The sequence below is a fragment of the Pseudomonas oryzihabitans genome, assembly GCF_014522265.1.
In the GTDB taxonomy this organism is placed as follows: Bacteria; Pseudomonadota; Gammaproteobacteria; order Pseudomonadales; family Pseudomonadaceae; genus Chryseomonas; species Chryseomonas aestiva.
Genome location: NZ_CP017024.1, coordinates 195,729 through 221,905 on the forward strand (window position 1 = coordinate 195,729; position 26,177 = coordinate 221,905).

Consider the following 26,177-nt stretch of genomic DNA (forward strand, 5'->3'; position numbering starts at 1 on the left):
CATCTGGGCGGGCACAGGAGTTTCGGATGCCTTGCTGTTCATTCGATGATCCAACGCCATTCAGCCAGTCTTTCGCCGTGTCCCCGGCTCTCATGGGGCCTCGCTCATGATCGAGACCATTTCCGAGGCACTCGCCCCTATCATCTTCGTTACCTTACTGGGCTGGGGCGCCGGCCGCTGGAAGGTGCTGCCGCAGACGGCAAGCAAGCCCCTGGCAACCTTCGTGGTCACCTTCGCCCTGCCTATCGCTCTGTTCCTCGCCGCCGCCCACACCCGCCCGAGCAGATCCTCAACCTGCCTTATGTCGCGACCCTGGCTACCGGACTCATCGGCGTCTGGCTGCTGGGCTTGCTACTGGGTCGCTACCGCGGTGGGCGGACGTGGCGTGAAGGAGCCATGCGAGGCATCACGGTGGCCTTTCCCAACATGGCCTATTGCGGGCCGCCGGTGCTGACCGCCGCCATCGGCCCCTCCGCCGTGCTGGCGGTGATCGTCGGCAACCTGATCTTCACCCTGGTGGTCATCCCGCTGTCGCTGCTGTTGTTGAGCGGCGGCGGGGCCCGCCAGGCGCTCGGCAAGGCGCTGCGCCAGCCGCTGGTGATCCTGCCGCTGCTGGGATTGCTCTGTGCGCTGCTGGGTATCCGCCTGCCCCAGTTGCTGGTGACGGCGACGGACGAGATAGGTCGGGCAGCCGGTGGCGTCGCGCTGTTCACCCTGGGCCTGATTCTGTCCGGCATCCAACCGCGTCTTGATCGCGACATCGGGCTCAATGTGGCCCTGAAGAACCTGCTGCAACCGCTGGTGATGCTGGGCGTCGGCCTGGCCGTGGGCCTGCAGGGCGGGCTGCTCCAGCAGGTATTCCTGCTCGGCGTACTGCCGGCGGCCACGGCGGCGCCCACGTTGGCGATGGCCCACGGCGTCTACACCGAGGACGCCGCGCGGAGCGTGCTGTTCAGCACCCTGGTCGCCATCCCGGGTATCGCCCTGGGTATCGCCTTGACCACCCTGCTCTAGCCCGTCGGGGGCTCGCGAGGCGCAAGCCGTGAGCCCCGGCAAATCAGAGCGGTTGCAGGAGCGCGCCATGGCCTGTTGGCCGCTCGGCCGCCCAGTCGTATTGCGCCACCATCAAACCCCTGACCGCGAGGAACCTGGCATGTCGTTATCTTCCACGGATTCACCCGACGTCGTGTTGATCGGCGCCGGCATCATGAGCGCCACCCTGGGCACCCTGCTCAAGGAGCTCGACCCCAGCCTGAGCGTGACCCTGTTCGAGAGTCTGCACGATTGCGCCCAGGAGAGCTCCCAGGGCTGGAACAACGCCGGGACCGGCCATGCCGCCAACTGCGAGCTGAACTACACCCCACAGCGCGACGACGGCAGCGTCGACATCGCCAAAGCGCTCAAGGTGAACACCCAGTTCGATCTCTCGCGCCAGCTGTGGGCCCAACTGGTTCGCAAGGGCGCCATCCCCGATCCGCAGGCCTTCATCCATGCCTGCCCGCACCTGAGTTTCGTCTGGGGGCGGAAAACGTTGCCTTCTTGCGTGAGCGCTATCGGACGATGAGCGCCCATCACTGCTATCACGGCATGGAATACAGCGAGGACGGAGCCCAGATCGCCCAGTGGGCACCGCTGATCATGGAAGGACGCGGTGCCGACGAGCCGGTGGCCGCCACGCGCATGGTGACCGGGACGGACGTCGACTATGGCGCCCTCACCCACCTGCTGGTGCGCCAGCTCAGTCAGCAATCCGGTTTCGCCGTGCACTATCACCAGCGGGTGGTGGACCTGGCGCGTACCGACAGCGGTCGCTGGCGGGTGACGGTGGAGGACGTCGAGCACGGCGGACGGACGGAGGTCACCGCCCGGTTCGTCTTCATCGGCGCCGGTGGCGGCTCGCTGCCGCTGCTACAGAAGTCTGGCATTCCGGAAGGCCACGGTTTTGGCGGATTTCCCATCTCCGGCATCTGGCTGCGCTGTGATATCCCGGCGCTGGCCGAACGGCACCAGGCCAAGGTCTATGGCAAGGCGCCCTCGGGGTCGCCGCCCATGTCGGTGCCACACCTGGATACCCGTATCGTCGGCGGCCAGCGCTCGCTGCTGTTCGGGCCCTATGCGGGCTTTTCCTCGCGCTTTCTCAAGCACGGTGCCCTGACCGATCTCTTCACCTCGCTACGCCACGACAACATCCTGCCATTGCTGAACGTGGCCAAGGACAATGTGGACCTGACCGAATACCTGATTGGACAGATCTTCCAGAGCTCCAACCAGCAGTTCGCCATGCTGCAGCAATTCTTCCCCTGGCGCTGAAGCGCGACTGGCAGGAAGCCGTGGCCGGGCAGCGGGTGCAGACCATCAAGCCCACCGGTCAGCACGGCCTGCTGAGCAAGAAGGGTGAACTGGAATTCGGCACCGAACTGGTGAGCGCCGCGGACAGATCCATCGCCGCACTGCTCGGCGCCTCGCCCGGTGCCTCGACGGCAGCAGCCATCGCCCTGGAAGTGCTGGAAACCTGCTTCCCGGAGCGTCTCACCGAAGACGCCTGGCTGCCGGCGCTGCGGCGCATTCTGCCGACCTATGGCATCGACCTGAAGTTCGATGCGGCAGCCTGCCGGCAGAGTCGCGCCGAAACCGCCAGGGTCCTGGGGATCGCTGACGTCTGAGGCGCCCCTGGGCCGCACGCCTGGGCATGCGGCTAAGTCCGTCAGCGGCTGGCGGCGTCTTCGGCTTCTTCCAGCAGGATGTCGGCGGTGATCAGGTAATCGGCATCCGGATGCAGCTCGGCGCCCAGCGCCAGTTGCTGCGCCGCGGCGGCCAGGGTCGGCGCGCCCTGGAAGGTGGCGTTGAGTTCGGCCAGCAGGAGGCCCATGTCCTTGTGCATCAGCGCGGCCGGGAATTGCGGGGCGAAGTCGCCGTCGCGCAGGGCCGCCAGCTTGCGCTGGTGATGGGGCGAGAGCACCGCCAGGTCGCCGAACACCTCGAACAGCACCTCGGCATCCAGGCCGGCGCGGGTGGCATAGGCCAGCGCCTCGGCCAGGGCGGCGAGCCCGGCGCCCATCAGGCCGTTGATGGCCAGCTTGATGGCCGCGCCCTGCCCGGTCGGACCGACGTGGTGCACGGTCTTGCCCAGGACTTCGAGGATCGGCCGCGCCCGCTCCACCGCTTCGGGCTCGCCGGCGGCCAGGACCACCAGCTGCGCCTTTTCCGCTTCGGGCGTGCTACCGGACACCGGCGCCTCGACCACGGCGATACCGCGGGCCCGGCCGGCCGCTTCCAGACGCAGCGACAGCGCGGGCGAATTGGTGCTGGTGTTGATCAGCAGCCGACCGCTTTCCAGACGGGCGAGGACGCCGTCGGGGCCGAGCAGCACCTGTTCGAGAATGGCGTCGTTGGGCAGGGAGACGATCACTGCCTCGGCCTGGGGCAGCAGGGTCGCCAGGGACTCCATCGGCGTGCCATGGCGCTCGCCGTCCTGCTGGTGTTCGGCATAGGCGCTGACCGTATAACCGGCCTCGCGCAGGTTGGCGCCCATGCGCTGGGCCATGGCGCCGAAGCCGATGAAACCGATCGAGGGATGAGCGGACATGAGGGGAGCTCCCGGTAGAGGATGGTGGTATCTCGACTCTACCTCCAGGCCGGGGTTCCGCCATCAGAAGCTTAGGCAACGTCTCGCGAGCTAGAGCCAGACCAGGCGAGAAGACCTGAGGAAGCGCAGTTTGAGAGTGGTAAATGAGCCTTCCGCAGGGACCGCCTAGGCCGGGCTGGCGACCCAGGGTCTTTTCAACGCAGTTCGGCCGACGCGCAGCAGAGGTTGTCCCTAGATGCCGCTGAACCAGTTGTAGCCCTGGTCTTCCCAGTAGCCACCGGGATAGTCGTTGGTCACGAACAGCGCCTGGATGTGCTTGGGATTCTTGAAGCCGAGCTTGGTGGGTACCCGCAGCCGCAGCGGATAGCCGTAGTCCGGCGGCAGGGCCACGTCGCCGAAGTCCAGCGCCAGCAGGGTCTGGGGGTGCAGCGCCGAGGCCATGTCGATGCTGGAGTAATAGCGGTCGGCGCACTTGAAGCCGACGTACTTGGCGCTGGTGTCGGCGCCGATGCGTTCGAGGAAGGTGCGCAGGGGCACCCCGCCCCACTGGCCGATGGCGCTCCAGCCCTCGATGCAGATGAAGCGGGTAATGTCGGCGCGTTGCGGCAGGCGGCGCAGGTCTTCCAGGGTCCAGGCCTGCTTGTTGGCGACCAGGCCGGAGACCTCCAGGCGATAGTCGCTGAGGTCCACTTCCGGAACGTTGTATTCGGGGTAGAAGGCGTTGAAGGGGAAGGGATTGGTGATCTGGCTGGCGGCATAGGTCGGCGCCAGGCGCTCACGGCCGAACAGCCAGGCCTGCACCCGGTCGTTGAAGCGCGACATGGACCAGAGCACCTTGTCGACGCTGTCGCCGTCCTGCAGGTTGCAGCCGCTGAGCATGGCTAGGGCGCCCACCGTCAGACCCTGCTTGAGCAGCAGGCGTCGTTGCAGATTTTCCACCTGCCGCTGTTGCGCCGGCTCCAGGCGCAGGCGTTCACGCCGACTCATCGTTAACCTCCTCATGCGCCCGACCGGTGATCATCGGCGGCAGGGTGCGGGGTACCAGGATGACCAGGGCCAGGTGCACGACGACGAAGGCGCCGATGCCGGCCATGGCGAAGAAGTGCACGTAGCGGGCGGTGTCGAAACCGCCGAGCAGAGCGGCCAATCCCTGCAGCTGCACGGGTTTCCAGATGGCCAGGCCCGAGAGCACTACCAGCACCCCAAGGGCCAGCACGCCCCAGTAGAGCAGGCGTTGCACGGCGTTGTAGGTGCCCAGCCGATGACCCAGGCGCAGCCGTGCGGCGGCGACGAAATCGCGGCCGATGGCGCGTGGCGACAGCGGCAGGAAATCGCGCCGGAAGTGGCCGCTGAAAAGGCCATAGAGCAGATAGATCAGGCCATTCACCAGCAGCAGCCAAAAGACCGCCAGGTGCCAGGCGATGGCGCCGCCCAGCCAGCCGCCAAGGGTTGCCCAGGCGGGAAAGGTGAAGGGGAAAAGCGGCGAGGCGTTGTAGATCGCCCAGCCGCTCATGAACATGCAGGGCATCGCCAGGGCGTTGAGCCAATGGGTGAGGCGCACCGGCCAGCGGTGCACCAGACGCCGTCGCGAGGTGGTCATGACATTTCCCTCTTCACCGCGAGATGGAGGCGGTCGCCGTCAAACCAGGCGACCGCGTGGGGCTTACATGGGCGGGGTGAAACCGTCTTTACCGACAGCCACGCCCTTGGCGTGCTTGCCGTCTTCGGCGGGGAACAGCACCACCTTGGCGCCGGGCTTGAGCAGGCTGCGGTCGCCCTTCTCGACATAGGCGATGGGCACGTCTTCCGGCACCACCAGCTGCTTCTCGCCGCCCTTGTACTGCACGGTAAGGGTGCGGCCGTTGGCCTTCTTGAGTTCGCCCACGGTGCCGTTGGTCATGGTGCCGGTGCTGCCATCGGCGTTTTCCCAGCCGTAGTGGCCTTCGCCGGAGCCGCGCAGACTGGCCTCGAACACCGTCACTTCCAGCGCCTTGAGGGTGCCGTCCGGCTGCGGCGTGGCGGCCGAACCGATGAAGCTGTTGGCTTCGATGCGGTCCAGATTGGCCTTGGACACGGCGCGGTAGCTGGTCTTGTCATCCAGCATCAGGGTCTGGTGGGCACCGTTGCGGGTGGTGTAGGCCAGGGTGTCGCCCTGGACGCTGTCCACGGTGCCACGCATGGGCTTGACGGTGGGCATGGGCGCGGCCTGGGCCAACAGGGCGCTGCTGGCGAGCAGCAGGGCAAGGGAACCGCGGAGCAGAGTCTGGGTACGCATGAAACCTCCTGGGATAGGGAATCGCCCCGCCACAGTGCGACGCGTGGGGGGTCAGCAAGATGACCGGCGAATGACAAAAATGTCACCCAGCGAAGCGACCGGAGGCCCTACCATAACGTCATGCATATTCTCCTCATCGAAGACGACCAGAAGACCGGCGAGTACCTGAAAAAGGGCCTCGGCGAATCCGGCTACGCGGTCGACTGGACCCAGCACGGCGCCGACGGCCTGCACCTGGCGCTGGACGGCCGTTACGACCTGGTCATCCTCGATGTGATGCTGCCCGGCATCGACGGTTGGCAGATCATGGAAGTCCTGCGCAAGAAGCTCGACGTGCCAGTGCTCTTTCTCACCGCCCGCGACGGTCTGCAGGATCGCATCCGCGGCCTGGAGCTGGGCGCGGACGACTACCTGGTCAAACCCTTCTCCTTCGTCGAGCTGCTGCTGCGCATCCGCACCCTGCTGCGCCGTGGCGTGGTGCGCGAGCCCGAGCACTTCCACCTGGCCGACCTGCAGCTGGACCTCCTGCGGCGACGGGTGACCCGCGGTGACGACCTCATCGTGCTGACCAACAAGGAATTCGCCCTGCTGCACCTGCTGCTGCGCCGTGAAGGCGAGGTGCTGTCGCGCACCCTGATCGCCGCCGAGGTCTGGGACATGAATTTCGACAGCGACACCAATGTGGTGGACGTGGCCATCAAGCGGCTGCGCGCCAAGGTCGACAACCCCTACCCGGTCAAGCTGATCCATACCGTGCGCGGCATCGGCTACGTCTGCGAGGTGCGGCCTTGAGCGCGCGGTCACCCTCGCTGATCCTGCGCGCCACCCTGGGTTTCGCCCTGGTGGCGCTGCTCGCCGTGGGCGGCGCGGGGCCTTTCTCTACCACAGCCTGGAACGTACCGTGCTGGAGCGCGCCGACTACGCCCTGCTCGGCCGGCTCGCGCATTTTCGCAGCCTGCTCAGCGCCGACCTGTCGCTGGAAACCCTGGGCCGCAGTCCGCAGCTGTTCGCCAACATGCTGGGCAACGAGCAGGACGTCTTTCTCATCGGCACGCCGGGCGCCAAGCCGGTGATCGCCTCCAATCCGCTGCAGATCGCCCTCCCCGACCTGGCCGTGGTGCCACAGACACGACGACCGACACGGGCCGATCTGCGCGAAGGCCAGTTGGCCGACGGGACCCGCTGGCGCGCGGCGCGGGTCGCGGTCAACACCCCGAAGGCCCGGTGGAACTGACCGCCGCCCATGTGCTGCGCAACGAGGACACCACCCTGGCCGATTTCCGGCTGGGGCTGCTCGGCGCCGTGACCCTGGCCTTCCTCGCCACCGCCGGGCTCGGCTATCTGCTGCTGCGGCGCGGCCTGGCGCCGCTGCGGCGCATCGCCCGCCATGCCGGCGGCATCACCCCGACCCGACTGGCCGCGCCCCTGGAGCTGGCCGATGCCCCGCGTGAACTGCAGCCGCTGGTGGAAAACTACAATGCCATGCTGGCGCGGCTGGCCGACGGCTATGGCCGGCTGGTGCAGTTTTCCGCCGACCTCGCCCACGAGATCCGCACCCCGATCAATGCCCTCATGGGCCATACCGAGGTCGCCCTGCGTCAGGTGCGCAGCAGCGAGGACTACCAGACGCTGCTGGCGTCCAACCTGGAAGAGCTGGAGCGCATCTCGCGGCTGGTGGAGAGCATCCTCTTCCTCGCCCGCGCCGACGACGCCCAGGCGGTGCTGACCCCGCAGCCGCTGCAACTGGACGAAGAGCTGGCGCGCATCGCCGACTATTTCGAAGGCCCGGCCGACGAGCGCGGCCTGCGCCTGGTGGTGGCCGGTGGCGGCCAGGTGGTCGCCGATCCGCTGATGCTGCGCCGCGCCCTGAGCAACCTGGTGGCCAATGCCATCCGCTACGCCGAACCGGATGGCGAGATCCGCCTGCAAGCGGAGGGCGAGCGTATTCGCGTCAGCAACACCGGCCCCGCCCTGGCGCCGGCGCATCTGCAACGGCTGTTCGACCGCTTCTATCGCGCCGATCCCTCCCGCCATCAACCCCATGATTCCAACGGCCTGGGCCTGGCCATCGTCGCGGCGATCATGCGTCTGCATGGCGGTCGTGCCGAGGTCGAGCAGAATGAACGGGGCATCCATTTCAGCCTGGTCTTCCCGACCCCGGCAGCCTGAACCGCGACCTATCGCTCAAACCACGCAACCGCCCGTCACCAAAGGACTTTTTCCGCTTGCCCAGGCGGGCTATGGGCTGCATCGACCCGCCCACTACTGTACATTCATCTACCTTAGGCAATAAGCAAGGGTGGTAGGCGATGAGCGTGGATGTCGAACTGGTGCTGGCCGGCAAGATCGGCTTCGCGGCGCACCAGAACGCGGTGCCCGTGCTGCGCGAATTGCGCCTCACCCACAGTGGCCAGGAAGCCCTCGCCGACCTCAGTCTGACGGTCACGGCCGAGCCGGCCTTCGTGGTCCCGCGCACCTGGCACCTGGAGCGCCTCGATCCCCAGGGCACCCTCTACCTCGATGATCGCGACCTCGAATTCGACGCCGCGCTGCTTGGCAGCCTGCAGGAGAGCCTGGTCGCCCAGCTGACCTTCACGGTGCGCCAGGGCGAGACGATCCTGCAGACGCGGCGCTATCCGGTCGAGTTGCTGGCACGCAACCAATGGGGTGGCGTGGACAGCATGCCGGAACTGGCGGCGGCCTTCGTCATGCCCAATGATCCGGCGGTGGATCGCCTGCTGGGCGCAGCCGCCGAGGTCTTGCGTCGCGCCGGCAAGTCCACGGCGCTGGACGGGTACGAGAGCGGCTCGCGGCGGCGCGTCTGGGAACTGGGCTCGGCGCTCTGGTCGGCGCTGTGCGGTCTGCAGCTGACCTATGCGGTGCCGCCCGCCAGCTTCGAGCGCCAGGGCCAGAAGATCCGCACGCCAGGCAGCATCCTCGACGGTGGCCTGGCCACCTGCCTGGATCTCGCCCTGCTCGCGTGCGCGGCGCTGGAACAGGCCGGCCTCAATCCACTGCTGGTCATCACCCGCGGCCATGCCTTCGCCGGGGTCTGGCTGCAACCCCAGGAATTCGCCCAGCTGCTCACCGACGACGCCGAGCCGGTGCGCAAGCGGGTGGCGCTCAAGGACCTGCTGGTCTTCGAGACCACCCAGGCCACCGCTTCGCCGCCGCCGTCCTTCAGTCAGGCCATGCAACTGGCCGAGCGGCAGCTGGACGACGAGACCTTCGTACTGGCCCTGGACGTCCGCCGTGCCCGCCTGCAACGCATCCGCCCGCTGGCGGTGCCCGGCCAGCCGGCCAGCAACGCGGACGGTCTGCTGCTGCCGGGCGAGACCCTGGAAGAGGCCCCGCCGCTGCCGGCCTTCGACGTGGACGTCGAGGCGGCGCCGACCACCCCGGTCGGGCGCCTGGCGCTGTGGCAGCGCAAGCTGCTCGACCTCACCACCCGCAATCGCCTGCTGCACGTGCCGGACAACGCCCGCAGCGTGCCCCTGCTCTGCCCCGAGCCGGCCGCGCTGGAAGATCGCCTGGCCGAGGGCCGCGCGCTGCGCCTGGTGCCGCTGCCAGACCTGGCGGTGAGCGGCCGCGACGCCGTGCTGCACGAGGCCCGCGAACACGAGAATCTCGACGACGAATACGCCCGCGGCGCCCTGGCCCGCGGCGAGGTGGTCGCCCCCCTGGATGCGACCAGGCTGGACGCGGCGCTGGTGGAACTCTATCGCCGCGCCCGCAGCGATCTCGACGAGGGCGGCGCCAACACCCTCTACCTGGCGCTGGGCTTCCTGCGCTGGAAAAAGGCCGCCGACGATCCCAAGCACTACCGCGCGCCGCTGATCCTGCTGCCGGTGCGCCTGGAACGGCAGAGCGCCGCCAGCGGCATTACCCTGCACCTGTTCGAGGACGAGCCGCGCTTCAACCTGACCCTGCTGGAGCTCCTGCGCCACGACTTCGACCTGGACATCCCCGGGCTTGACGGCCCGCTGCCCGGCGATGGCAACGGCATCGACGTGGACGGCATCTGGACCAGGGTGCGGCGTGCGGTGCGCGACCTGCCCGGCTTCGAGGTCAGCAGCGAATTGCTGCTGGGCCAGTTCTCCTTCGCCAAGTACCTGATGTGGAAGGACCTCACCGAACGCAGCGACCAGCTGCTGGAAAGCCCGCTGGTGCGCCACCTGCTGGAACGTACCGCGGAATCCGGCGCCTACCTGGGCGGCGGCAGCTTTCCCCGCGAGCGCGAGCTGGATCGCCAGGTCACCCCGGCCGAACTCTTCACCCCGCTGCCGGCGGATTCCTCGCAGCTGGCGGCGGTGCTGGCCTCGGCCGGTGGCCAGGATTTCGTGCTAGACGGCCCACCCGGCACCGGCAAGTCCCAGACCATCGCCAATATGATCGCCCACAACCTGGCGCTGGGTCGGCGGGTGCTGTTCGTCGCCGAGAAGCGCGCGGCGCTGGACGTGGTGTATCGCCGCCTGGAGGCCCAGGGGCTTGGCGAGTTCTGCCTGGAACTGCATTCGAGCAAGGCCTCCAAGGCCGAGGTGCTCAAGCAGCTGGAGCGCGCCTGGGATACCCGCGACGGCCTCGACGAAGAGGAATGGCTGGTCGAGGCCGCCGAGGTGGAACGCCTGCGCGATCGCCTCAATGCCGTGGTCGAGCGCCTGCACCGGCGCTGGCCCAACGGCCTGACCCTGCAACAGAGCATCGGTCGGGTACTGCGCGACGCCGCCCCCGATACCCCGCGCCTCGCCTGGTCCCAGGCCGACGCCCACGACGCCGAGGGCCTGGCCGAGTTGCGCAACGCCGTGCGGCGCCTGGCCCTGCACGCCGAGACCGGCCGCAGCCTGGCGGCGGATTTCGCGCTCTTGCCGGCCCATCCCTGGTCCAACGCCTGGCAGGATGCCCTGGTCAGCGCCGCCGAACGGCTGCGCGACACCCAACAGGCATTGCAGCAGGCGCGGCAACGCCTGCGCGATGTCCTCGGTCTGCCACTGGCGGACCAGGTGGCACCCCGTCGCCTGCTGGACTTCGCCGAGTTGCTGCAGAACGCCGCTGGCCAGGACCTGGCCTTCGCCTTCGGGCCTGGCGCTGCCGAGCGTCAGCGCCAGCTGGGGCGCGCCCTGGAGGTGCTGCGCGACTACCAGATGCTGGAGCGCGAGCTGTCGGTACCCTATGCCGCCGAAGCCTGTCGCCGTGTCGCCCTGACCCAGCTGGAAACCGCCTGGGACGCCGCCGGGCAGCGCTTCTGGATCTTCGCCAGCCGCGCCCAGCGACAGGTCACCCAGGATCTCGCCCGCCAGGGCGAAACCCAGGGTCAGCCCGATGTGGCTGCCGATCTGCCGCGGCTGCGGCGTCAGCGCACCCTGCTCACCGAACTGGACGAGTTGACGCCCACCCTGGCCGGCATCAGTGGCTGGCAGGGTGTCACCAGCGATCTCGACGCCCTGCTCGCGCGCCGCGTCCTGGCGGAAAGACTGAGCGCGGCGCTGCCGACCCTGGCGGAAACGCCCGAGCAGCTGCTGGCCCTGCGCCAGGCGGCAGCGCGCCGGTTGCAGCATCCCGAGGATCAGCCGGTGGACACCACCCTGGCCCCGGCCAGCGGCGCCTTCGCCGAGGCCCTCGACGCGGCCGAAGCCGCCCGCCAGGCATTCGCCACTCAGGCGGGATTGGCCGGTGACACCGCTGCCGCCGAGCTGGTGCGTACCGCTGCCGCGCTGCTGCGTCAGCCGGGTCGGCTCAAGGCCTGGTGCGACTGGCAGCGGGTCCGCGAAGAAGCCGATGCCCTCGGCCTGGCAACACTGATCGCGCGCGCCACGGCCGCTTCGGTCGAGGACCTGGCAGCCCTGTTCGAGACCGCCTATGCCCGCTGGTTCGCCGCCACCGCGCTGGACGCCGAGCCGCTGCTGCGCGATTTCGTCCCGGCCGAGCACGAGAGCGATATCCAGGCCTATCGCCGGCTGGACGATCGCCTGCAGACCCTGGCCGTGCGCCATATCCGCGCCCTGCTCTGCCACGGCCTGCCAGCGAAGAACGACGCGGCGCGTCAGGGCGGCGGCTTCGCCGTGCTCAAGCACGAACTGCAGAAGCAGCGCCGACACAAGCCGCTGCGCCAGCTGGCCCTGGAAATGGGCGACGCCCTGGCGCGACTGGCGCCCTGCATGCTGATGAGTCCGCTGTCCATCGCCCAGTACCTGCCGCCGGACGGTGGTCTGTTCGACCTGGTGATCTTCGACGAAGCCTCGCAGATCGCGCCCTGGGACGCGGTGGGTGCCATCGCCCGCGGCGTGCAGGTGGTGATCGCCGGCGACCCCCGGCAGATGCCGCCAACGCGCTTCTTCGACCGCGCCGCCGGCGAGGACGACACCGCCGAGGACCTGGAAAGCATCCTCGACGAATGCCTGGGCGCCGGCATCTACAGCCACAGTCTCAACTGGCACTACCGCAGTCGCCACGAGAGCCTGATCGCCTTTTCCAACCACCACTACTACGACGGCAAGCTCATCACCTTTCCTGCACCGGAGATCCGTCCGAGCGCGGTGGAATGGCGGCGGGTGGACGGCGTCTACGCCAAGGGCAAGGGCCGCCACAATGCCATCGAGGCCCAGGCCATGGTCGCCGAAGCGGTCAAGCGCCTGCTCGATCCGGCCTTTGCCGGCCTCAGCCTGGGCATCATCACCCTCAACAGCGAACAGCAGCGGCTGGTCACCGACCTGCTCGACCGCGCGCGCCAGCAGCACCCGGAGATCGAGGCGCACTTCGCCGAAGACCTGGCCGAGCCGGTGGTGGTGAAGAACCTGGAAACGGTCCAGGGCGACGAGCGCGACCTGATCATGCTCGGCATCGGCTTCGGCCCCACCGAGCCCGGCGCCAATACGATGTCGATGAACTTCGGTCCGCTGAACAAGGACGGTGGCTGGCGGCGCCTCAACGTCGCCGTGACCCGGGCGCGGCGGGAGATGCTGGTGTTCTCCTCCTTCGATCCGGGGCTGATCGACCTCAATCGCACCAATGCCCGCGCCGTGCGCGATCTCAAGCTGTTCCTGGAATTCGCCCAGCGCGGCCCCCAGGCCCTGGCGGCGGCGGTCAAGGGTTCACTGGGTGGGCACGACTCGCCCTTCGAGGAAGCCGTGGCCCAGGCGCTGCAGGCCAAGGGCTGGCAGGTGGTGCCGCAGATCGGCGTGTCGCGTTTCCGCATCGACCTGGGCATCGTCCATCCCGACCGCCCGGGCGACTACCTGGTCGGTATCGAATGCGACGGCGCCACCTACCACAGCGCCGCCACCGCCCGTGACCGCGACAAGACCCGCAGCGCCATCCTCCAGGGCCTCGGCTGGACGCTCCTGCGCGTCTGGTCCACCGAATGGTGGATCGACCGCGCGGGCGCGACCGAACGATTGCATGGGGAGATCGAGCGGCTGCTGGAGGCGTCGCGGACGAAGGGTTTAGGGTGAGGTCTGTTGGGCTTCGCTGCGCTCAACCCAACCTACCAGGCCCACACCCGTAGGTTGGGTTGAGGCGGCCTTATCGCCGAAGCCCAACGATCCGCGCTCGACCCTGGCGCCGTTGGTGGGGGCAACCCTCACCCCAGCCCTCTCCCGGAGGGAGAGGGGGCGATTGGGTCCGGCGCAGGTGGTGGCTTGCCCCCTGGTATCACGCTGCCAGGGCGTCCGTAGCGTGGAAAACCGCGCCGCGTTTTCCACTGATCAACGCACCTGAACGTGGATAAGGCTGCGCCGTTATCGACTCTACGCGACTACCCCCTCTCCCCTTGGGAGAGGGCTGGAGTGAGGGTATCCCGGACATGCCGATGGCCAAAGGACTGTTGGGCTTCGCTGCGCTCAACCAACCTACGAGATACCTGCTCACACCGAACTAACCCCCCTCTCCCCTTGGGAGAGGGCTGGAGTGAGGGTATCCCGGACATGCCGATGGCCAATGGACTGTTGGGCTTCGCTGCGCTCAACCCAACCTACCAGGCACCTGCTCACACCGAACTACCCCCTCTCCCCTTGGGAGAGGGCTGGGGTGAGGGCATTCCCGGGCATGCCGATGGCCAATGGACTGTTCGGCTTCGCGACGCTCAACCCAACCTAAAAGGCCCAACCTACGGAGCGCGATCAATTACAGGATATTCAGCGGGTACTCGGTGATCAGCCGGGTCTCGGCCACGGTGCCGCCGGTGCTCTGGCTGCCGGAATGCCAGGCCTGGCGCAGGCGGAAGCTCAAGTCCTTGGCCGGGCCGTTCTGCAGCACGTACTTGGCCTCCAGATCGGTCTCGTGTTCCTTGTCGCCGTCGCCATAGAGGCCGGCATAGGCCGAATCGGCGGCCACGTGGCTGCCGTCGATGCCGCTGCCGCGGGTATGCCGCACCATCAGGCTCAGGCCCGGCACGCCGTAGCTTTCCATGTCCAGGTCATAGCGGGCCTGCCAGCTGCGCTCGCCCGGACCGTTGAAGTCGGAGAACTGCATCGAGTTGCCGAGCAGGATGGAGTCACCGAAGGACCCCGGCACCGGCGCGCCGAAGACCGCGTAGTCGAAAGGCTGGTCGCCATGGATACGCTGGTGGATCAGGGTGAAGGTGTGGGCGCCGGTCTGGAAGGCGGCGGCCAGCGAGCCGGCGGTGTTGGCGATGCTGCCGGCCTTGGCGCTGCCGGCGTCCAGGGTGCGATAGAGGTTGGCGTCGAAGGTCAGGCTCTGCTCGGCCGCCAGCGGTACAACATAGTTGAGGTTGCCGTAGTACTGGTCCCAGACGTCTTCGAAGTGCCCGGCGTAGAGCGAGGCGCTGAGGTGATCGCTGAACTTGTAGACGCCCCCGGCATAGCTGGCCGAGGCCGCCTCGACACCCGCGTAGCCGGCGAAGATGCCACCGTCCGAGCCAGTGGTGCGCGGCGCCGTGGCGGCGGTGAAGTGACCACCTTCGAGCATCAGATGATCGACTTCCTGACTCACCAGGCTCCAGCCACGGGCGGTCTGGGGAAACAGCCAGTTGCCGCCCGCCGCCAGCACCGGCGCTGTGGGTTGCTGGTCACCGTACTTGAGCACGGTGTTGGAGACGCGCAGCTTGACCGCCGCCCCGCCCTTGCTGAATTCGCTGCGCTGGCTGCCGTCGCCGTCCACCGGCATGTTCGGGGTATTGGCGTGGCCATCACCGCCATCCAGCTTGAGGCCCAGGTAGCCATAGGCATCCACGCCCACGCCCACGGTGCCCTGGGTGAAGCCCGAGGTGTAATTGAGCAGGAAGGCCTGGGTCCAGCTGCGCGGATCGCGACTGTTGCGCGCGGCGGCGCCATGACCGTCGCCTTCGTTCTGGCGCAGGTAGTAGTAGTTGCGCAGCAGCAGGGTCAGGTCACCGTCTTCGACGAAGCCCTTGGCATCGGACTGCTGACTGGCCAGGGCGGCGCCGCTGAGGAGCAGGCCGGGCACGCCGAGCAGCCAGGTACGCCGACGGGCAAGGGGGGAAAACAGCGATAGCTTCATGGGCGGTTCACTCGGGGATCTCGGTGGGAATCGTTAGGTCGCGAACGAGTTTGCCAGCTAGCGCCGGCGCATACCACTTCGCTGACCGTGGTCATCGTCCGGTCACCTTCCTGTGCTGCGCTGACGGTTCGTCCTCTGCGCCCGAGATAACTCATGCCCAGCCAGCCCTTTGCCGTCGATCTCGCCTATCGCCCGCGCCTCGCCGACCTGCGTCCCCTGTTGCCGGCGCAACCCGCCGGTTTGAGAAGCACCGAGCCGCGCATCACCCCCGCCGCCAGCCTGGCGGATCGCCAGGGTTACCAGGCCGACTTCCTGGGCGCCTTCCAGGTCCCCTGGCCCCGTCCGAGCGCGGCCCTGGCCGGCGACGTCTATCCGCTGCCCGCCTCCGGCGATCGCCTGGACTACACCCACTTCTCGGTCACGCTCTCGCGCAGCCGGCGAATGGCGCTCTGGGTCGGCGTCAATATCGACGGCGACCAGCACGTCGAGGTGCCCCGTAGCCGCGATGCCTGGGCCTACGACGGCCGGGTGCCGCTAGAGGCTCAGCTCGGCGAGGCGCTCTATGCCGACAACCTGCTCGACCGCGGCCACCTGGTGCGCCGCCAGGACCCCAACTGGGGCGCCGCCGCCACCCAGGCCAACCGCGACACCTTCCACTTCACCAACTGCGCACCACAGATGGCCGCCTTCAACCAGCGGACCTGGCTGGAGCTGGAGGACTATCTGCTCGAAAACACCCAGCGCTGGCAGGCGTGCATCACCGTCTTCAGCGGCCCGGTCCTGCGCGCGGATGACCGCTCCTACCGCGAGGCCCGGATTCCCGAGGCCTTCTGGAAGGTGGTGGCCTTTCTCGGTGACGACGGCAAGCCCTCCGCCAGCGCCTATCTGATCGACCAGCGCCGCGAACTCGACGAGCTGTCCATCACCTTCGGCCGCCTGCGCACCTATCAATGCAGCGTCCTGCGTATCGAGCAACTGACCGGCATCGACTTCGGCCCGCTGCGCGACCACGACGGCTTTTCCAATGAAGAGCGGGCCACCGGCAGCCCCGTCGAGCGGGCCATTTTCGGTCCTACCGACATCCTGCTCTAAGGCTTGTCTGTAAAGTCGCCGAGCGAAGGTCAGGCAAGGCAAAAATCCGTGAGGAAGCGGAGTTTACGAATGGTAAATGAGCATTCCGAACGGATTTTTAACGCCGCATGACCAAGCGCAGGCACTTTTCAGACAAAGCCTATCCCGGCTGCACGCAGGCGCGCGGCAGGCTGTTGCGCACGCCCAGCGCCGCCAGCAGGATCACCCCGCCCAGATAGAGTTCGGCGGCGCCGGCCAGGCCCAGCAGCGGCACCAGGGCGCTGACCGCCAGGGCGGGCAGGCAGAACGCCAGGTAACTGAGCACATAGAAGGCGGCCAGCAACCCGGCGCGCTGGGTCGGTTCGGCCAGCGGCAGCAGACTGCGGGTGGCGCCGAGAAAACCGCTGCCAAAGCCGACGCCGGTCACCAGGGTACCCAGGGCGAAGAAACCCAGCTGACCGCTGGCCACCGCCAACCAGAGCACGGCCGGACCGGCCACCAGGGTGACCGCGCCCAGGCGCAGCAGGCGCATGGGCGGCCAGCCACGCAGGCCGTGCAGACAGGCCGCACCGGTGAGCGTCAGACCGGCCACCACCACCCCGCCGACCAGGATCGACGTCGTACCGGTCGCCGCCTTGACCAGCCCCGGCATCAACGACAGATAAAAGCCGCCCACCGCCCAGACCGCCAGTTCCAGCGGCAATACCCGCCAGAGCATGACGCGAGCCTGGGGCGGCACCGCCAGCTGGGGACGCAAGGCGGCGAGCAGGCCCGGCCGGCGCGGTACGCGATCGGGCAGGCGCAGCAGCGCCAGGCCCTGCAACACGAACAGCAGCAGGAACAGCCGATAGACCAGTTGCAGCGGCGCCGGCGCGAATTCCACCAGCAGACCGCAACCCAGCGCGCCGACCGCCATGCCGAGCAGGGGCGTCAGGCTGTTCAACGAGGGGCCGCGCTCGGCATCCACGTCCAGCAGCGCCGCACCCAGGGCACTGGTGGCGATCCCGGTCGCCAGGCCCTGCAGGGCGCGGGCAAGGACCAGATCAGCCAGACCGTGGGCCTGATGGAACAGCAGCATGGAGCCCGCTTCCAGCACCAGCGCCGCCAGGATCACCGGCTGGCGCCCTAGGTGATCGGACAGCCGCCCGCCCACCAGCAAGGCGGCCAGCAGGGCAAAGGCATAGACGGCGAACACCAGCGTCAGCCAGAAGGTGGAAAAGTCCCAGGCCTGCTGGTAGCTGGCATAAAGGGGGGTCGGCGCGCTGGACGCGGCGAGGAAGGTCAGCAGCACCGAGCCCAGCAGCGCCAGGCGTGCGGAGGAAGAGCCGTTCAGTGAAGACATGCCCACACCTTAAAGCTAATTAATTGCTTTAAAGCCTGAACCCTTCCTGCAGCAAAAGCAATGCGTTTGCGTTAAGAGCCGGGTATCCTGTCAGCATGACCAACAAGCAAGCCCGCCCCGGCGGCCGCAGTGCCCGCGTTCAGCAAGCCATCCACGAGGCCGTCCTGGCGCTCCTGCAGGAGCAGCCCCGGGAAGCCCTCACCGTCCCCCTGATCGCCGCGCGCGCCGGGGTCACGCCTTCGACCCTCTATCGTCGCTGGGGCAACCTGCCCAGCCTGCTGGCCGACGTCGACCTACAGCGCCTGCGCCCGGACCAGCCGCCGGAAGACACCGGTAGCCTGAAAGGCGATCTCGAACGCTGGCTGGAACACTATGTCGACGACCTTGCCTCCACCCCTGGCCAGGCCATGCTCAGGGACGCCTTGGCCGCCACCGATCCGGGATGCGCGGTGCGCTGCACCGAGCCGACCCGAGAGCGCCTGGAGCTGCTGCTCGAACGCGCCCACCGACGTGGCGAGCCGGCACCGCCCCTGGACGCCCTGCTCGACGGCCTGGTCGCTCCGCTGATCTATCGCACCCTGTTCGGCGCCGAACGCCCCGACCTGGCGCTGTGCCTGCAGCTGCTCGCCCGGGTACTGCGGCCAGACCGCTAGGAAAAGCACCGGCCCCTAAACGACGAGGCCCGGACTGTCGCCAGTCCGGGCCTCGTGCCTTGTCAGCGGGTCCCAGGGGATCCGCCAGAGGTTGCGCTTAGGCGGCGACCACCTTGTTGGCCGGCTGGGTACGACGACCCAGGGCACCACCGATGGCACCGACGATGCCACCGATCACCAGGCTGATCAGCAGGACCCAGCTGGCCTGGGAGACCTTGCGGGCAGCCACGTCAGCCGCTTCGCGGGCCTTCTGCTCGGCCTGGGCCTTGAGCTCCTGGTACTTGGCATAGGCCTGCTGGTAGGTCTGCTGGGCCTTGTCGACGATGGCATTGGCCTCGGCGTCGCTCTTGCCGGTGCGGGCCTTGATCAGGTTCACCAGAGCCTGACGGTCAGCGGCGTTCCAGGCCTGGTCGCCACGCTGCTTCAGACGATCCAGCAGGGCACCCAGCTGGTCATCGGTCTGCTGCGGATTGTTGGCGCTGTTCTGGGCAGTGTTCTTGGCATCCTGTTCGGCGCCCTGAGCCTGCTGCTGCAGATTCTCCGGCTGCAGCTCGGTCTTGCCGGTCTGGCGCAGCGCGGTTTCCAGTTCGTTCTGCAGATCACCCAGGTCGAGCTGGATGCCCTGCTGACGCAGTTGGTCCTGAACCTGGTTGGTCAGGGCCGGTGCCGCCTGGGACAGGCCGCTGCCGACCATCGACAGGCCACTGCCCGCCACGTTCAGACCGGTACGCACCACGCCGCTCACGGCACTGGACACCAGATAGACGCTGACCAGGGTCACGCTGGCCCAGACCAGGATGCCGTGCAGGGCGCCTTCGCGCTGCGCCAGGCGACCGGCGATCCAGGCGCCGACGAAGACCGAGACCACGGCGCTGACGCCGACCCAGATACCGGTGCCCTTGCCCAGGCCGGACAGCGGATTGGCTTCCTGTTGCGGATCGATGGAAGCCGAGCCGATGGCGGTGCCGAGCAGGCTCAGCAGCAGCGAAACGGTCAGGGCGATGACCACGCCGGCGATGATCGAACTCCAGGAAATGCGCTTCAGCAGAGGCGCGGTGGCGGTGGCCGTGGTGGCTGCATAGGCTGGGGTGTGACGGGCGTCATAGGACATGGCAAGTGCTCCGGGTGGTGATGGGAAGAACTTATTGTGGTAACGGATTGATACCGTCACGCTTTCGGAAGTTCCAAGACCCTTGTTCCAGAGCCCTCAGAGGTCGTAGGACCTCAGTTGTCCGCTATCCGAGCAGGATGTCGGCCAGCAGCTTCACATTGAGCACCACGATCAGCCCGGCGATCGCCCAGGCCAGCACCTGCGTGACCCGACCGATCACGAAGCTGCCCATCAGCTGGCGGTCCGAGACGAAGCGTACCAGCGGGATCACCGCGAAGGGCAGTTGCATGGACAGCACCACTTGGCTCAGCACCAGCAGCTTGGCCGTACCGCTCTCGCCATAGAGGCCGGTCACCACCACCACCGGGATCACGGCGATGCCCCGGGTGATCAGCCGCCGCGCCCAGTCGGGAATGCGCAGCGACAGGAAGCCCTCCATGACGATCTGGCCGGCCAGGGTCGCGGTGACGGTGGAGTTGATGCCCGACGCCAGCAGCGCCACCGCGAACAGCAGCGAGGCGATGCCGACGCCCAGCATCGGCGACAGCAGGTGGTAGGCGTCCTGGATCTCGGCCACGTCGGTGCGCCCGGCGCTGTGGAACACCGCCGCGGCGGTGATCAGGATGGCGGCGTTGACGAACAGCGCCAGCATCAGCGCCAGGGTACTGTCGGCCACCGCCCAGCGCAGGCCCATTCGCCGCCCGGCCTCGGTGCGCGGATAGGCGCGGGTCTGCACGATGGACGAATGCAGATAGAGGTTATGGGGCATCACGGTGGCACCGATGATGCCGATGGCCAGGTACAGCGCGGCCGGATTGGTGACGATCTCCGCCTTGGGCAGGAAGCCGTCGGCAATCGCCGCCAGTGACGGCTGGGCCAGCACCATCTGCACGCCGAAGCAGACGAAGATCAGCGTCAGCAGGGCGATGACGAAGGCTTCCAGCCAGCGAAAGCCGCGATTCATCAGCAACAGGATGAGAAAGACGTCCAGCGCCGTGAGGATGGCGCCCCACATCAGCGGGATGCCGAACAGCAGATTCAGCGCGATGGCGGTGCCGATCACCTCGGCCAGGTCGCAGGCGATGATGGCGATCTCGCAGGCGATCCACAACAGCAGGCTCACCGGCCGCGAATAGCGCGCGCGGCAGGCCTGGGCCAGGTCCAGCCCGGTAGCGATGCCCAGGCGTGCGGCCAGGGCCTGCAGCAGGATGGCCATGAGATTGGAGAGCAGGATCACCGACAGCAGCAGGTAGCCGAATTGCGAGCCACCGGCCAGGTCCGTGGCCCAGTTGCCCGGATCCATGTAGCCCACCGAGACCATGTAGCCGGGGCCGATGAAGGCCAGCAGCCGGCGCAGCCAGCTGCCGCCTTCGGGCACCGGCACGCTGGCATTCATCCGCCCCAGGCTGGGCCGGGCGGACGGCGCAGGCTCCTGCCAGGCAGGCTCGACGTAGCTGGCGGACTCTTTCATGGCGGACTCGTGCGGCAAGGTAGGACTACCCTTTGGAGAATTTAGCCTAGGCTAAAATTCACACATCCAGCAATAAAAAATCTCTATCTCATCCGTCGATAACGCCCATTGGCGAAGGAATCTTTGGTATTCGCTCGCAACTCGGTCAAAATGGCGCCCGCACGCGTCCTCTCGACGCGCCTCAGGTCTTTGCGGAGAAGGTCATTCAGGTGGGCAACATGACAAAGGACGACGAACTGCTGAATCGGTTGGTCGATCCATCCATTCATATGGAAGGTTTTCAACAGGTCCGCGAAGCCCATCGTCAGGAGCTGATCGAGGACTATGTCGAGCTCATTTCCGACCTCATCCGGGACGGCGGTGAAGCCCGTCAGGTGGATATCGCCGCGCGCATCGGCGTCGCCCAGCCGACCGTGGCCAAGATGCTCAAGCGCCTGGCCGCCGCCGGCCTGATCGTGCAGCGTCCCTATCGCGGCGTCTTCCTCACCCCCGAAGGCGAAGCCCTGGCCGAAGCCAGTCGCGCGCGCCACCACGTGGTGGAGACCTTCCTACTGACCCTGGGCGTGGACGCCGATACCGCACGGCGCGATGCCGAGGGCATGGAGCACCATGTCAGCGAGGCCACCCTGGCCGTCTTCCGCCGTTTCATCGCCAGCCGTCAGGCCTGACGCCTGCGGCTTTAGTCGAAAGTCGCTCAGCTTCCCTTAAGAAAATCCCGGCACCGTCGAAGTAGTGGAAGTCATACTTTCACTCCTCTCGGTGCCCTGCCATGTTCAATCGCCCCCTCAAGACCGAACTCGCCCAACTGCGTGCCGAAGTCGCCGAATTGCGTCAGTTGCACGCGGGCTTCGAAAGCCAGGCGCTCAGTCTTACCGTGGATGACCGTGGCAACATCGAGAAGGTCAACGAGCGCTTCTGCCGCGAGATGGGCTATCGCGCCGAGAACGTGGTGGGGCGTCCGCTGGATGCCTTCATTCCCGAATACGTCAAACAACTGCCCTGCTATCGCGATCTCAAGAGCGCGCTCAGCCAGGGCCAGCAGACCAGCGGCATGTATCGCCTGCTGCGGGCCAACGGCCAGGAAGCCTGGCTCTATGCCACCTGGCAGCCGCTGCGTGACGCCGATGGCCGCATCCACAAGACCATCTGCTACGGCAACGACCGTACCGAACAGGTGGAGACCTCCACCGAGCACTCCGGCCTGATCAACGCCCTGCTGAGATCCACCGCGGTCATCGAATTCAACCTGGCCGGCGAGGTGCTCACCGCCAACGACCGCTTCCTGCAGGGCATGGGCTATTCGCTCAAGCAGATCCAGGGCAAGCACCACCGCATGTTCTGCACCAGCGAAGAGAGTCACTCCGCCGACTACCAGGCGTTCTGGGCACGGCTGAATCGCGGCGAATTCATCGCCAGCCGCTTCAAGCGCATCGACAGCCACGGTCGCACCGTCTGGCTGGAAGCCTCCTACAACCCGGTGCTCAACACCCGTGGCGAGCTGTACAAAGTGGTGAAATTCGCCACCGTCATCACCGCCCAGGTGGAACAGGAACAGGCGGTGGCCGAGGCGGCCAAGGTGGCCTTCGACATCTCCCAGCAGACCGATGAAAGCGCCCGTGAAGGCGCCGAGGTGGTGCAGGACACCGTCGCGGTGATGCGCAAGATCGCCGAGGAATTGCAGGTCGCGTCCAACGGCATCGAGGCCCTGGGCGAGCAGTCGCTGGTGATCAGCACCATCGTCAAGACCATCAGCGGGATCGCCGAACAGACCAACCTGCTGGCGCTCAACGCCGCCATCGAGGCGGCACGGGCCGGCGAACAGGGCCGCGGTTTCGCCGTGGTGGCCGACGAGGTCCGCCAACTGGCCGGCCGCACCAGCAAGGCCACCGAGGAGATCGTCGGCGTGGTGCAGCAGAACCAGCAACTGGCGCAGACCGCCGTGGCCAACATGGCGGCGAGCAAGCACCAGGCGGAACAGGGCCTGCAACTGGCCAACGCCGCGGGCACCCGCATCACCGAGATCCAGGACGGCGCCCAGCGCGTGGTCGGGGCGGTGGGGCAGTTCGCCCGCCGCCTGAACTAGCCCACGGACCGGCGCCCGCCTCAGGCCGGCGCCGGACGCCGCCACCCGAGCAGCCCCAGCGCCGCCAGGGTCACCCCCAGGCTGACCAGCAGGCACAGCCCGAGCAGGCCACGGTCACCCCAGCTCTCCCGGGCCAGGGCATAGCACCAGGGCGCGGCCGCCGAGAGCAGGAAGCTCGGCGCCAGCAGCTTGCCGGTCAGGCGCGCATAGAGCGCCCGATCGAACAACTCCAGCGGCAGGCTGGCCCGCAGCACCGCCACCAGGCCGTTGAGGGCGCCATAGAGAAAGACGAAGCCGGCGGTGAGACCAAGATGGCCTTCGCTCGCCAGCGCCAGGGCGAAACTCAGTGGCAGGCCGAGCCCCAGCACCAGATTGAGCTGACGCGCCGAAAGCCGCTGGCCGGAAGCCAGCTCCGCCAGCCGCGCGCAGACCTGGCCGATCCCCCACAGCGCCGCTACCCCCACCGGCACCCCGCGTTCGGCCAGCAGCGCCGGCAGATGGGCCGACAGCCCCGCCGACAGAAAGCCGATCAACGCCATCCCGGTGGCGAACAGCACGCCGGCCAGGCGCGGCGAGCCGCCCCCTGCCGCGGGTGGCAATTCGGCGCTGGGCAGGCGCCCACGCACGTTGGGCAGCGGCAAGAGCAGCAGCATGCCGGCCAGGGCGATGCCGGCATAGACCACCAGCCCCAGGCGCCAGCCCAGCACCTCCAGCAGCCAGTGCCCCAGCGGCCAGAACACCGCCGAGGCCAGCCCGCCGAGCAGGGTGATGCGCACCATCACCGCCCGCGAGCGCTCGCCGGCCAGGCGCGCCAGGGTGGCGAAGGCAGCGTCGTACAGCGACAGGCGCATGCCCACGCCCAGGGTCACCCAGGCCAGGTAGAACAGCGGCGCCGACTGGGCCGCCGCCAGGCCCAGGCAACCCAGGGCATCGAGCACCAGGCCGAGTTGCAGGGTACGACAGCCGCCCAGGCGTTCGATCACCGCGCCGCTGAAGGGCGAGACCAGCCCCATGGTCAGCATCGCCAGGGAAAAGCCGCCATAGACCCAGCGCGCGTCCCAGCCCAGTCCCGCGGCCATCGCCGGGCCGTAGACACCCGGCAGATAGAAGGCCAGCCCCCAGGCCAGCAACTGCATCAGCCCCAGTTGCCAGATGGCGCGATCGCTCGGCATCGGCGTCATCAGCGCGTACCCGGGGTCCGCTCGCCCTCACCCAGGCTGCGCTGCATGAGGACCGTATCCACCCAGCGGCCATGCTTGAAACCCACCGCCTCGAAGATGCCAACGGTGCGAAACCCCAGGCGCTGGTGCAGGGCGATGGAGCCCTGGTTGGCGCTGTCACCGATCACCGCCACCAGTTGGCGAAAGCCCGCCGCCGTGCAGGCCGCGACGATCTCTTCCAGCAGCCGCCGGCCGATACCCTGGCCACCCAGGCCGTCGCGTACATACACCGAGTCTTCCGCGGTATGGCGATAGGCCGGTCGCGGGCGATAGAGCACCGCATAGGCATAGCCCACCACCGCGCCGTCCCGTTCGGCCACCCGGTAAGGCAGCCCGGCCTGGCGCACCGCTGCCAGCCGGCGCTCCAGCTCGGCCAGGTCCGGCGGCTCCAGCTCGAAACTGGCGCAGCTGCGCAGCACGTGTTCAGCATAGATGGCCTGGATGGCCGGCAGATCGGCGGGGGTCGCATCGCGCAACTGCAGAGCGGTGTTCACGGGAGAGGTCCATTCGCGAGGTCGATGAAGCGATCATGCCGGGACGGCCAGCCAAAGATAAAGCTATGCTCGGTTATCACCGGTATAAGCGAAACCTTGGCATGGCCGACCTCAATCTCATCCAGCTGCAGACCTTCGTCCAGGTCGTCGCCACCGGCAGCTTTTCCGCCGCGGCCGATCGCCTGGGGCTGAGCCAGCCGGCGGTCAGCCTGCAGATTCGCCAGCTGGAACGGCGCCTGGGTCTCAAGCTGCTGGAGCGCCTGGGGCGCGGACTCAAGCCCACCGCCGCGGGCAGTCTGCTGCTGGACCACGCCGAACAGATCCAGACGGCGGTGGACCAGGCCCTGCAGGCCCTGGCCAGCCATGGCGAGACGGTCAGCGGACGGGTCGCCATCGGCACCGGCGCCACCGCCTGTATCCATCTCCTGCCGCCGCTGCTGGGCCAGTTGCGCCAGCGCTTTCCCCAGCTGGACGTGCGGGTCAGCACCGGCAACACCCTGGACGTCTTGCGGGCGGTGGAAGACAACCGCCTCGACCTGGGCCTGGTCACCCTGCCCGCCAGTGGCCGCAACCTGCAGGTGGAGCCGCTGCTGGAGGATGCCTTCGTCGCCCTGCTGCCGCCTGCCAGTCTGTTACCGACAGGTGCGCTGGACCCGGCGGAACTGGCCGAGGCGCCGCTGCTGGCCTTCGAGACCGGCAGCAGCACCCGGTTGCTGATCGACGACTGGTTTCGCCGCGCCGGCCAGGCCAGCCGGCCGGTGATGGAGCTGGGCAGCATCGAGGCGCTCAAGGAACTGGTGGCCGCCGGCCTCGGCTACAGCCTGGTGCCCGGCATCGCCGTGGCCACCGAGCACCATCGCCACGGCCTGAGGGTCCAGCCGCTGGCGCCGCCCCTGACCCGCACCCTGGCCCTGGTGCTGCGCCGCGACAAACCCCTGAGCCGCCCGCTGCAGCAGGTGCTGGAAGCGCTCCGGCGGTTGCGTCGCTGAGCAGGGCTCGACCAGGCGGCCGCCACGCCTTATGACTCAATTATTCAACGATCATTGAATTATCGAATCATGCAGGAAGAACTCGCCGTATCCGCCCTCGCCGCCCTGGCCCATGCCCAGCGCCTGAGGGTCTTCCGCGCCCTGGTGGTCGCCGGCACCGCCGGCCTCATGCCCAGCCAGTTGGCCGACCAGCTCGAGGTGGCCCGCAGCAACCTCTCCTTCCACCTCAAGGAACTGGCCAATGCTGGTCTCGTCACGGTGGAGTCCCAGGGACGCAACCTGATCTATCGGGCGGCCTACGCGCACATGAATGCGCTGCTCGGCTATCTGACCGAGCACTGTTGCGCCGGCGGCGACTGCGTGGTCAGCGAATCGCCGCGCTGTGCCTGCTGATCCGCTGACCCGCAC

Annotated in this window: 17 protein-coding genes and 5 pseudogenes; 12 read left to right on the forward strand and 10 right to left on the reverse strand. The window is 67.8% G+C overall.

Translation table 11 applies throughout. The features are described from left to right. The first annotated feature begins 106 nt into the window (after positions 1-106). Positions 107-1,014: pseudogene (locus tag BGI51_RS00965) on the forward strand (AEC family transporter). Between the two features lie 139 nt (positions 1,015-1,153). Continuing rightward, positions 1,154-2,663: pseudogene (mqo, locus tag BGI51_RS00970) on the forward strand (malate dehydrogenase (quinone)). Positions 2,664-2,704: 41 nt separating this feature from the next. On the opposite strand, the gene BGI51_RS00975 reads toward mqo, so the two are convergent. From BGI51_RS00975 to BGI51_RS00990, 4 genes are all read right to left on the reverse strand, one after another. Beyond that, entirely contained in the window at positions 2,705-3,586 is an 882-nt protein-coding gene (locus BGI51_RS00975) for an NAD(P)-dependent oxidoreductase (RefSeq protein WP_187980038.1), read from the reverse strand. Between the two features lie 231 nt (positions 3,587-3,817). Then, positions 3,818-4,573: a molybdopterin-dependent oxidoreductase gene (locus BGI51_RS00980; protein ID WP_187980039.1), complete on the reverse strand. Its 756-nt coding sequence runs from the start codon at positions 4,571-4,573 to the stop codon at positions 3,818-3,820. Next, complete coding sequence (locus BGI51_RS00985; protein ID WP_133862660.1) at positions 4,560-5,186, reverse strand: cytochrome b/b6 domain-containing protein; 627 nt, start codon at positions 5,184-5,186, stop codon at positions 4,560-4,562. The genes BGI51_RS00980 and BGI51_RS00985 overlap by 14 nt, the downstream gene beginning before the upstream one ends. A gap of 63 nt (positions 5,187-5,249) precedes the next feature. Continuing rightward, positions 5,250-5,861: a hypothetical protein gene (locus tag BGI51_RS00990; RefSeq protein ID WP_187980040.1), complete on the reverse strand. Its 612-nt coding sequence runs from the start codon at positions 5,859-5,861 to the stop codon at positions 5,250-5,252. A 120-nt stretch (positions 5,862-5,981) separates the two neighbouring features. On the opposite strand from BGI51_RS00990, the gene BGI51_RS00995 reads away from it, so the two are divergent. From BGI51_RS00995 to BGI51_RS01005, 3 genes and pseudogenes are all read left to right on the forward strand, one after another. Then, positions 5,982-6,653: a heavy metal response regulator transcription factor gene (locus BGI51_RS00995; protein WP_093254533.1), complete on the forward strand. Its 672-nt coding sequence runs from the start codon at positions 5,982-5,984 to the stop codon at positions 6,651-6,653. Continuing rightward, positions 6,650-8,030: pseudogene (locus BGI51_RS01000) on the forward strand (heavy metal sensor histidine kinase). The gene BGI51_RS00995 and the pseudogene BGI51_RS01000 overlap by 4 nt, the downstream one beginning before the upstream one ends. A gap of 140 nt (positions 8,031-8,170) precedes the next feature. Next, entirely contained in the window at positions 8,171-13,309 is a 5,139-nt protein-coding gene (locus BGI51_RS01005) for a DUF4011 domain-containing protein (protein WP_187980041.1), read from the forward strand. A gap of 670 nt (positions 13,310-13,979) precedes the next feature. Here BGI51_RS01005 and BGI51_RS01010 read toward each other — a convergent pair. After that, positions 13,980-15,335 carry an OprD family porin gene (locus BGI51_RS01010; protein WP_187980042.1) on the reverse strand — a complete coding sequence of 452 codons (1,356 nt, stop codon included), beginning with the start codon at positions 15,333-15,335 and terminating at the stop codon, positions 13,980-13,982. A 153-nt stretch (positions 15,336-15,488) separates the two neighbouring features. Between BGI51_RS01010 and BGI51_RS01015 the strand changes: the two genes are divergently transcribed. Next, complete coding sequence (locus BGI51_RS01015; RefSeq protein WP_187980043.1) at positions 15,489-16,427, forward strand: DNA/RNA non-specific endonuclease; 939 nt, start codon at positions 15,489-15,491, stop codon at positions 16,425-16,427. Positions 16,428-16,566: 139 nt separating this feature from the next. Here BGI51_RS01015 and BGI51_RS01020 read toward each other — a convergent pair whose 3' ends face one another. Continuing rightward, positions 16,567-17,748: an MFS transporter gene (locus tag BGI51_RS01020; protein WP_187980044.1), complete on the reverse strand. Its 1,182-nt coding sequence runs from the start codon at positions 17,746-17,748 to the stop codon at positions 16,567-16,569. Between the two features lie 95 nt (positions 17,749-17,843). On the opposite strand from BGI51_RS01020, the gene BGI51_RS01025 reads away from it, so the two are divergent. Next, positions 17,844-18,401 (forward strand): TetR/AcrR family transcriptional regulator, encoded by a 558-nt coding sequence (locus BGI51_RS01025; RefSeq protein ID WP_187980045.1) that lies wholly within the window; start codon positions 17,844-17,846, stop codon positions 18,399-18,401. Between the two features lie 97 nt (positions 18,402-18,498). Here BGI51_RS01025 and BGI51_RS01030 read toward each other — a convergent pair whose 3' ends face one another. Then, the gene (locus tag BGI51_RS01030) at positions 18,499-19,512 is read right to left on the reverse strand and encodes a YrzE family protein (RefSeq protein ID WP_133862652.1); all 1,014 of its coding nucleotides are present in this window, start codon (positions 19,510-19,512) and stop codon (positions 18,499-18,501) included. 124 nt (positions 19,513-19,636) lie between these two features. Beyond that, positions 19,637-20,983 (reverse strand): Nramp family divalent metal transporter, encoded by a 1,347-nt coding sequence (locus BGI51_RS01035; RefSeq protein WP_187980046.1) that lies wholly within the window; start codon positions 20,981-20,983, stop codon positions 19,637-19,639. Positions 20,984-21,201: 218 nt separating this feature from the next. Between BGI51_RS01035 and mntR the strand changes: the two genes are divergently transcribed. From mntR to BGI51_RS23930, 3 genes and pseudogenes are all read left to right on the forward strand, one after another. After that, complete coding sequence (gene mntR / locus BGI51_RS01040) at positions 21,202-21,651, forward strand: manganese-binding transcriptional regulator MntR (RefSeq protein WP_017640022.1); 450 nt, start codon at positions 21,202-21,204, stop codon at positions 21,649-21,651. 101 nt (positions 21,652-21,752) lie between these two features. Beyond that, a pseudogene (locus BGI51_RS23925) lies at positions 21,753-22,529 on the forward strand (PAS domain-containing protein); the annotation flags it as partial. Between the two features lie 99 nt (positions 22,530-22,628). Further along, positions 22,629-23,066, forward strand: a pseudogene (locus BGI51_RS23930) (methyl-accepting chemotaxis protein); the annotation flags it as partial. 20 nt (positions 23,067-23,086) lie between these two features. On the opposite strand, the gene BGI51_RS01050 reads toward BGI51_RS23930, so the two are convergent. Further along, positions 23,087-24,247 (reverse strand): MFS transporter, encoded by a 1,161-nt coding sequence (locus BGI51_RS01050; protein WP_187980048.1) that lies wholly within the window; start codon positions 24,245-24,247, stop codon positions 23,087-23,089. Then, complete coding sequence (locus tag BGI51_RS01055; RefSeq protein ID WP_187980049.1) at positions 24,247-24,780, reverse strand: GNAT family N-acetyltransferase; 534 nt, start codon at positions 24,778-24,780, stop codon at positions 24,247-24,249. Before BGI51_RS01055 ends, BGI51_RS01050 begins: the two co-directional genes overlap by 1 nt. A 65-nt stretch (positions 24,781-24,845) precedes the next feature. Between BGI51_RS01055 and BGI51_RS01060 the strand changes: the two genes are divergently transcribed. Both BGI51_RS01060 and BGI51_RS01065 read left to right on the forward strand, forming a co-directional pair. Next, positions 24,846-25,769 (forward strand): LysR family transcriptional regulator, encoded by a 924-nt coding sequence (locus tag BGI51_RS01060; protein WP_187980050.1) that lies wholly within the window; start codon positions 24,846-24,848, stop codon positions 25,767-25,769. A 69-nt stretch (positions 25,770-25,838) separates the two neighbouring features. Further along, a complete protein-coding gene (locus BGI51_RS01065; RefSeq protein ID WP_187980051.1) occupies positions 25,839-26,162 on the forward strand; it encodes an ArsR/SmtB family transcription factor in 324 nt (107 codons plus the stop codon). Positions 26,163-26,177 lie beyond the last annotated feature (15 nt).

What these genes read in the sequence shown, in the direction of transcription:
- BGI51_RS00975 (WP_187980038.1), bottom strand. Translation starts at nt 3,586, where the DNA reads ATGTCCGCTCATCCCTCGATCGGTTTCATCGGCTTCGGCGCCATGGCC.
- BGI51_RS00980 (WP_187980039.1), bottom strand. Translation starts at nt 4,573, where the DNA reads ATGAGTCGGCGTGAACGCCTGCGCCTGGAGCCGGCGCAACAGCGGCAG.
- BGI51_RS00985 (WP_133862660.1), bottom strand. Translation starts at nt 5,186, where the DNA reads ATGACCACCTCGCGACGGCGTCTGGTGCACCGCTGGCCGGTGCGCCTC.
- BGI51_RS00990 (WP_187980040.1), bottom strand. Translation starts at nt 5,861, where the DNA reads ATGCGTACCCAGACTCTGCTCCGCGGTTCCCTTGCCCTGCTGCTCGCC.
- BGI51_RS00995 (WP_093254533.1), top strand. Translation starts at nt 5,982, where the DNA reads ATGCATATTCTCCTCATCGAAGACGACCAGAAGACCGGCGAGTACCTG.
- BGI51_RS01005 (WP_187980041.1), top strand. Translation starts at nt 8,171, where the DNA reads ATGAGCGTGGATGTCGAACTGGTGCTGGCCGGCAAGATCGGCTTCGCG.
- BGI51_RS01010 (WP_187980042.1), bottom strand. Translation starts at nt 15,335, where the DNA reads ATGAAGCTATCGCTGTTTTCCCCCCTTGCCCGTCGGCGTACCTGGCTG.
- BGI51_RS01015 (WP_187980043.1), top strand. Translation starts at nt 15,489, where the DNA reads ATGCCCAGCCAGCCCTTTGCCGTCGATCTCGCCTATCGCCCGCGCCTC.
- BGI51_RS01020 (WP_187980044.1), bottom strand. Translation starts at nt 17,748, where the DNA reads ATGTCTTCACTGAACGGCTCTTCCTCCGCACGCCTGGCGCTGCTGGGC.
- BGI51_RS01025 (WP_187980045.1), top strand. Translation starts at nt 17,844, where the DNA reads ATGACCAACAAGCAAGCCCGCCCCGGCGGCCGCAGTGCCCGCGTTCAG.
- BGI51_RS01030 (WP_133862652.1), bottom strand. Translation starts at nt 19,512, where the DNA reads ATGTCCTATGACGCCCGTCACACCCCAGCCTATGCAGCCACCACGGCC.
- BGI51_RS01035 (WP_187980046.1), bottom strand. Translation starts at nt 20,983, where the DNA reads ATGAAAGAGTCCGCCAGCTACGTCGAGCCTGCCTGGCAGGAGCCTGCG.
- mntR (WP_017640022.1), top strand. Translation starts at nt 21,202, where the DNA reads ATGACAAAGGACGACGAACTGCTGAATCGGTTGGTCGATCCATCCATT.
- BGI51_RS01050 (WP_187980048.1), bottom strand. Translation starts at nt 24,247, where the DNA reads ATGACGCCGATGCCGAGCGATCGCGCCATCTGGCAACTGGGGCTGATG.
- BGI51_RS01060 (WP_187980050.1), top strand. Translation starts at nt 24,846, where the DNA reads ATGCTCGGTTATCACCGGTATAAGCGAAACCTTGGCATGGCCGACCTC.
- BGI51_RS01065 (WP_187980051.1), top strand. Translation starts at nt 25,839, where the DNA reads ATGCAGGAAGAACTCGCCGTATCCGCCCTCGCCGCCCTGGCCCATGCC.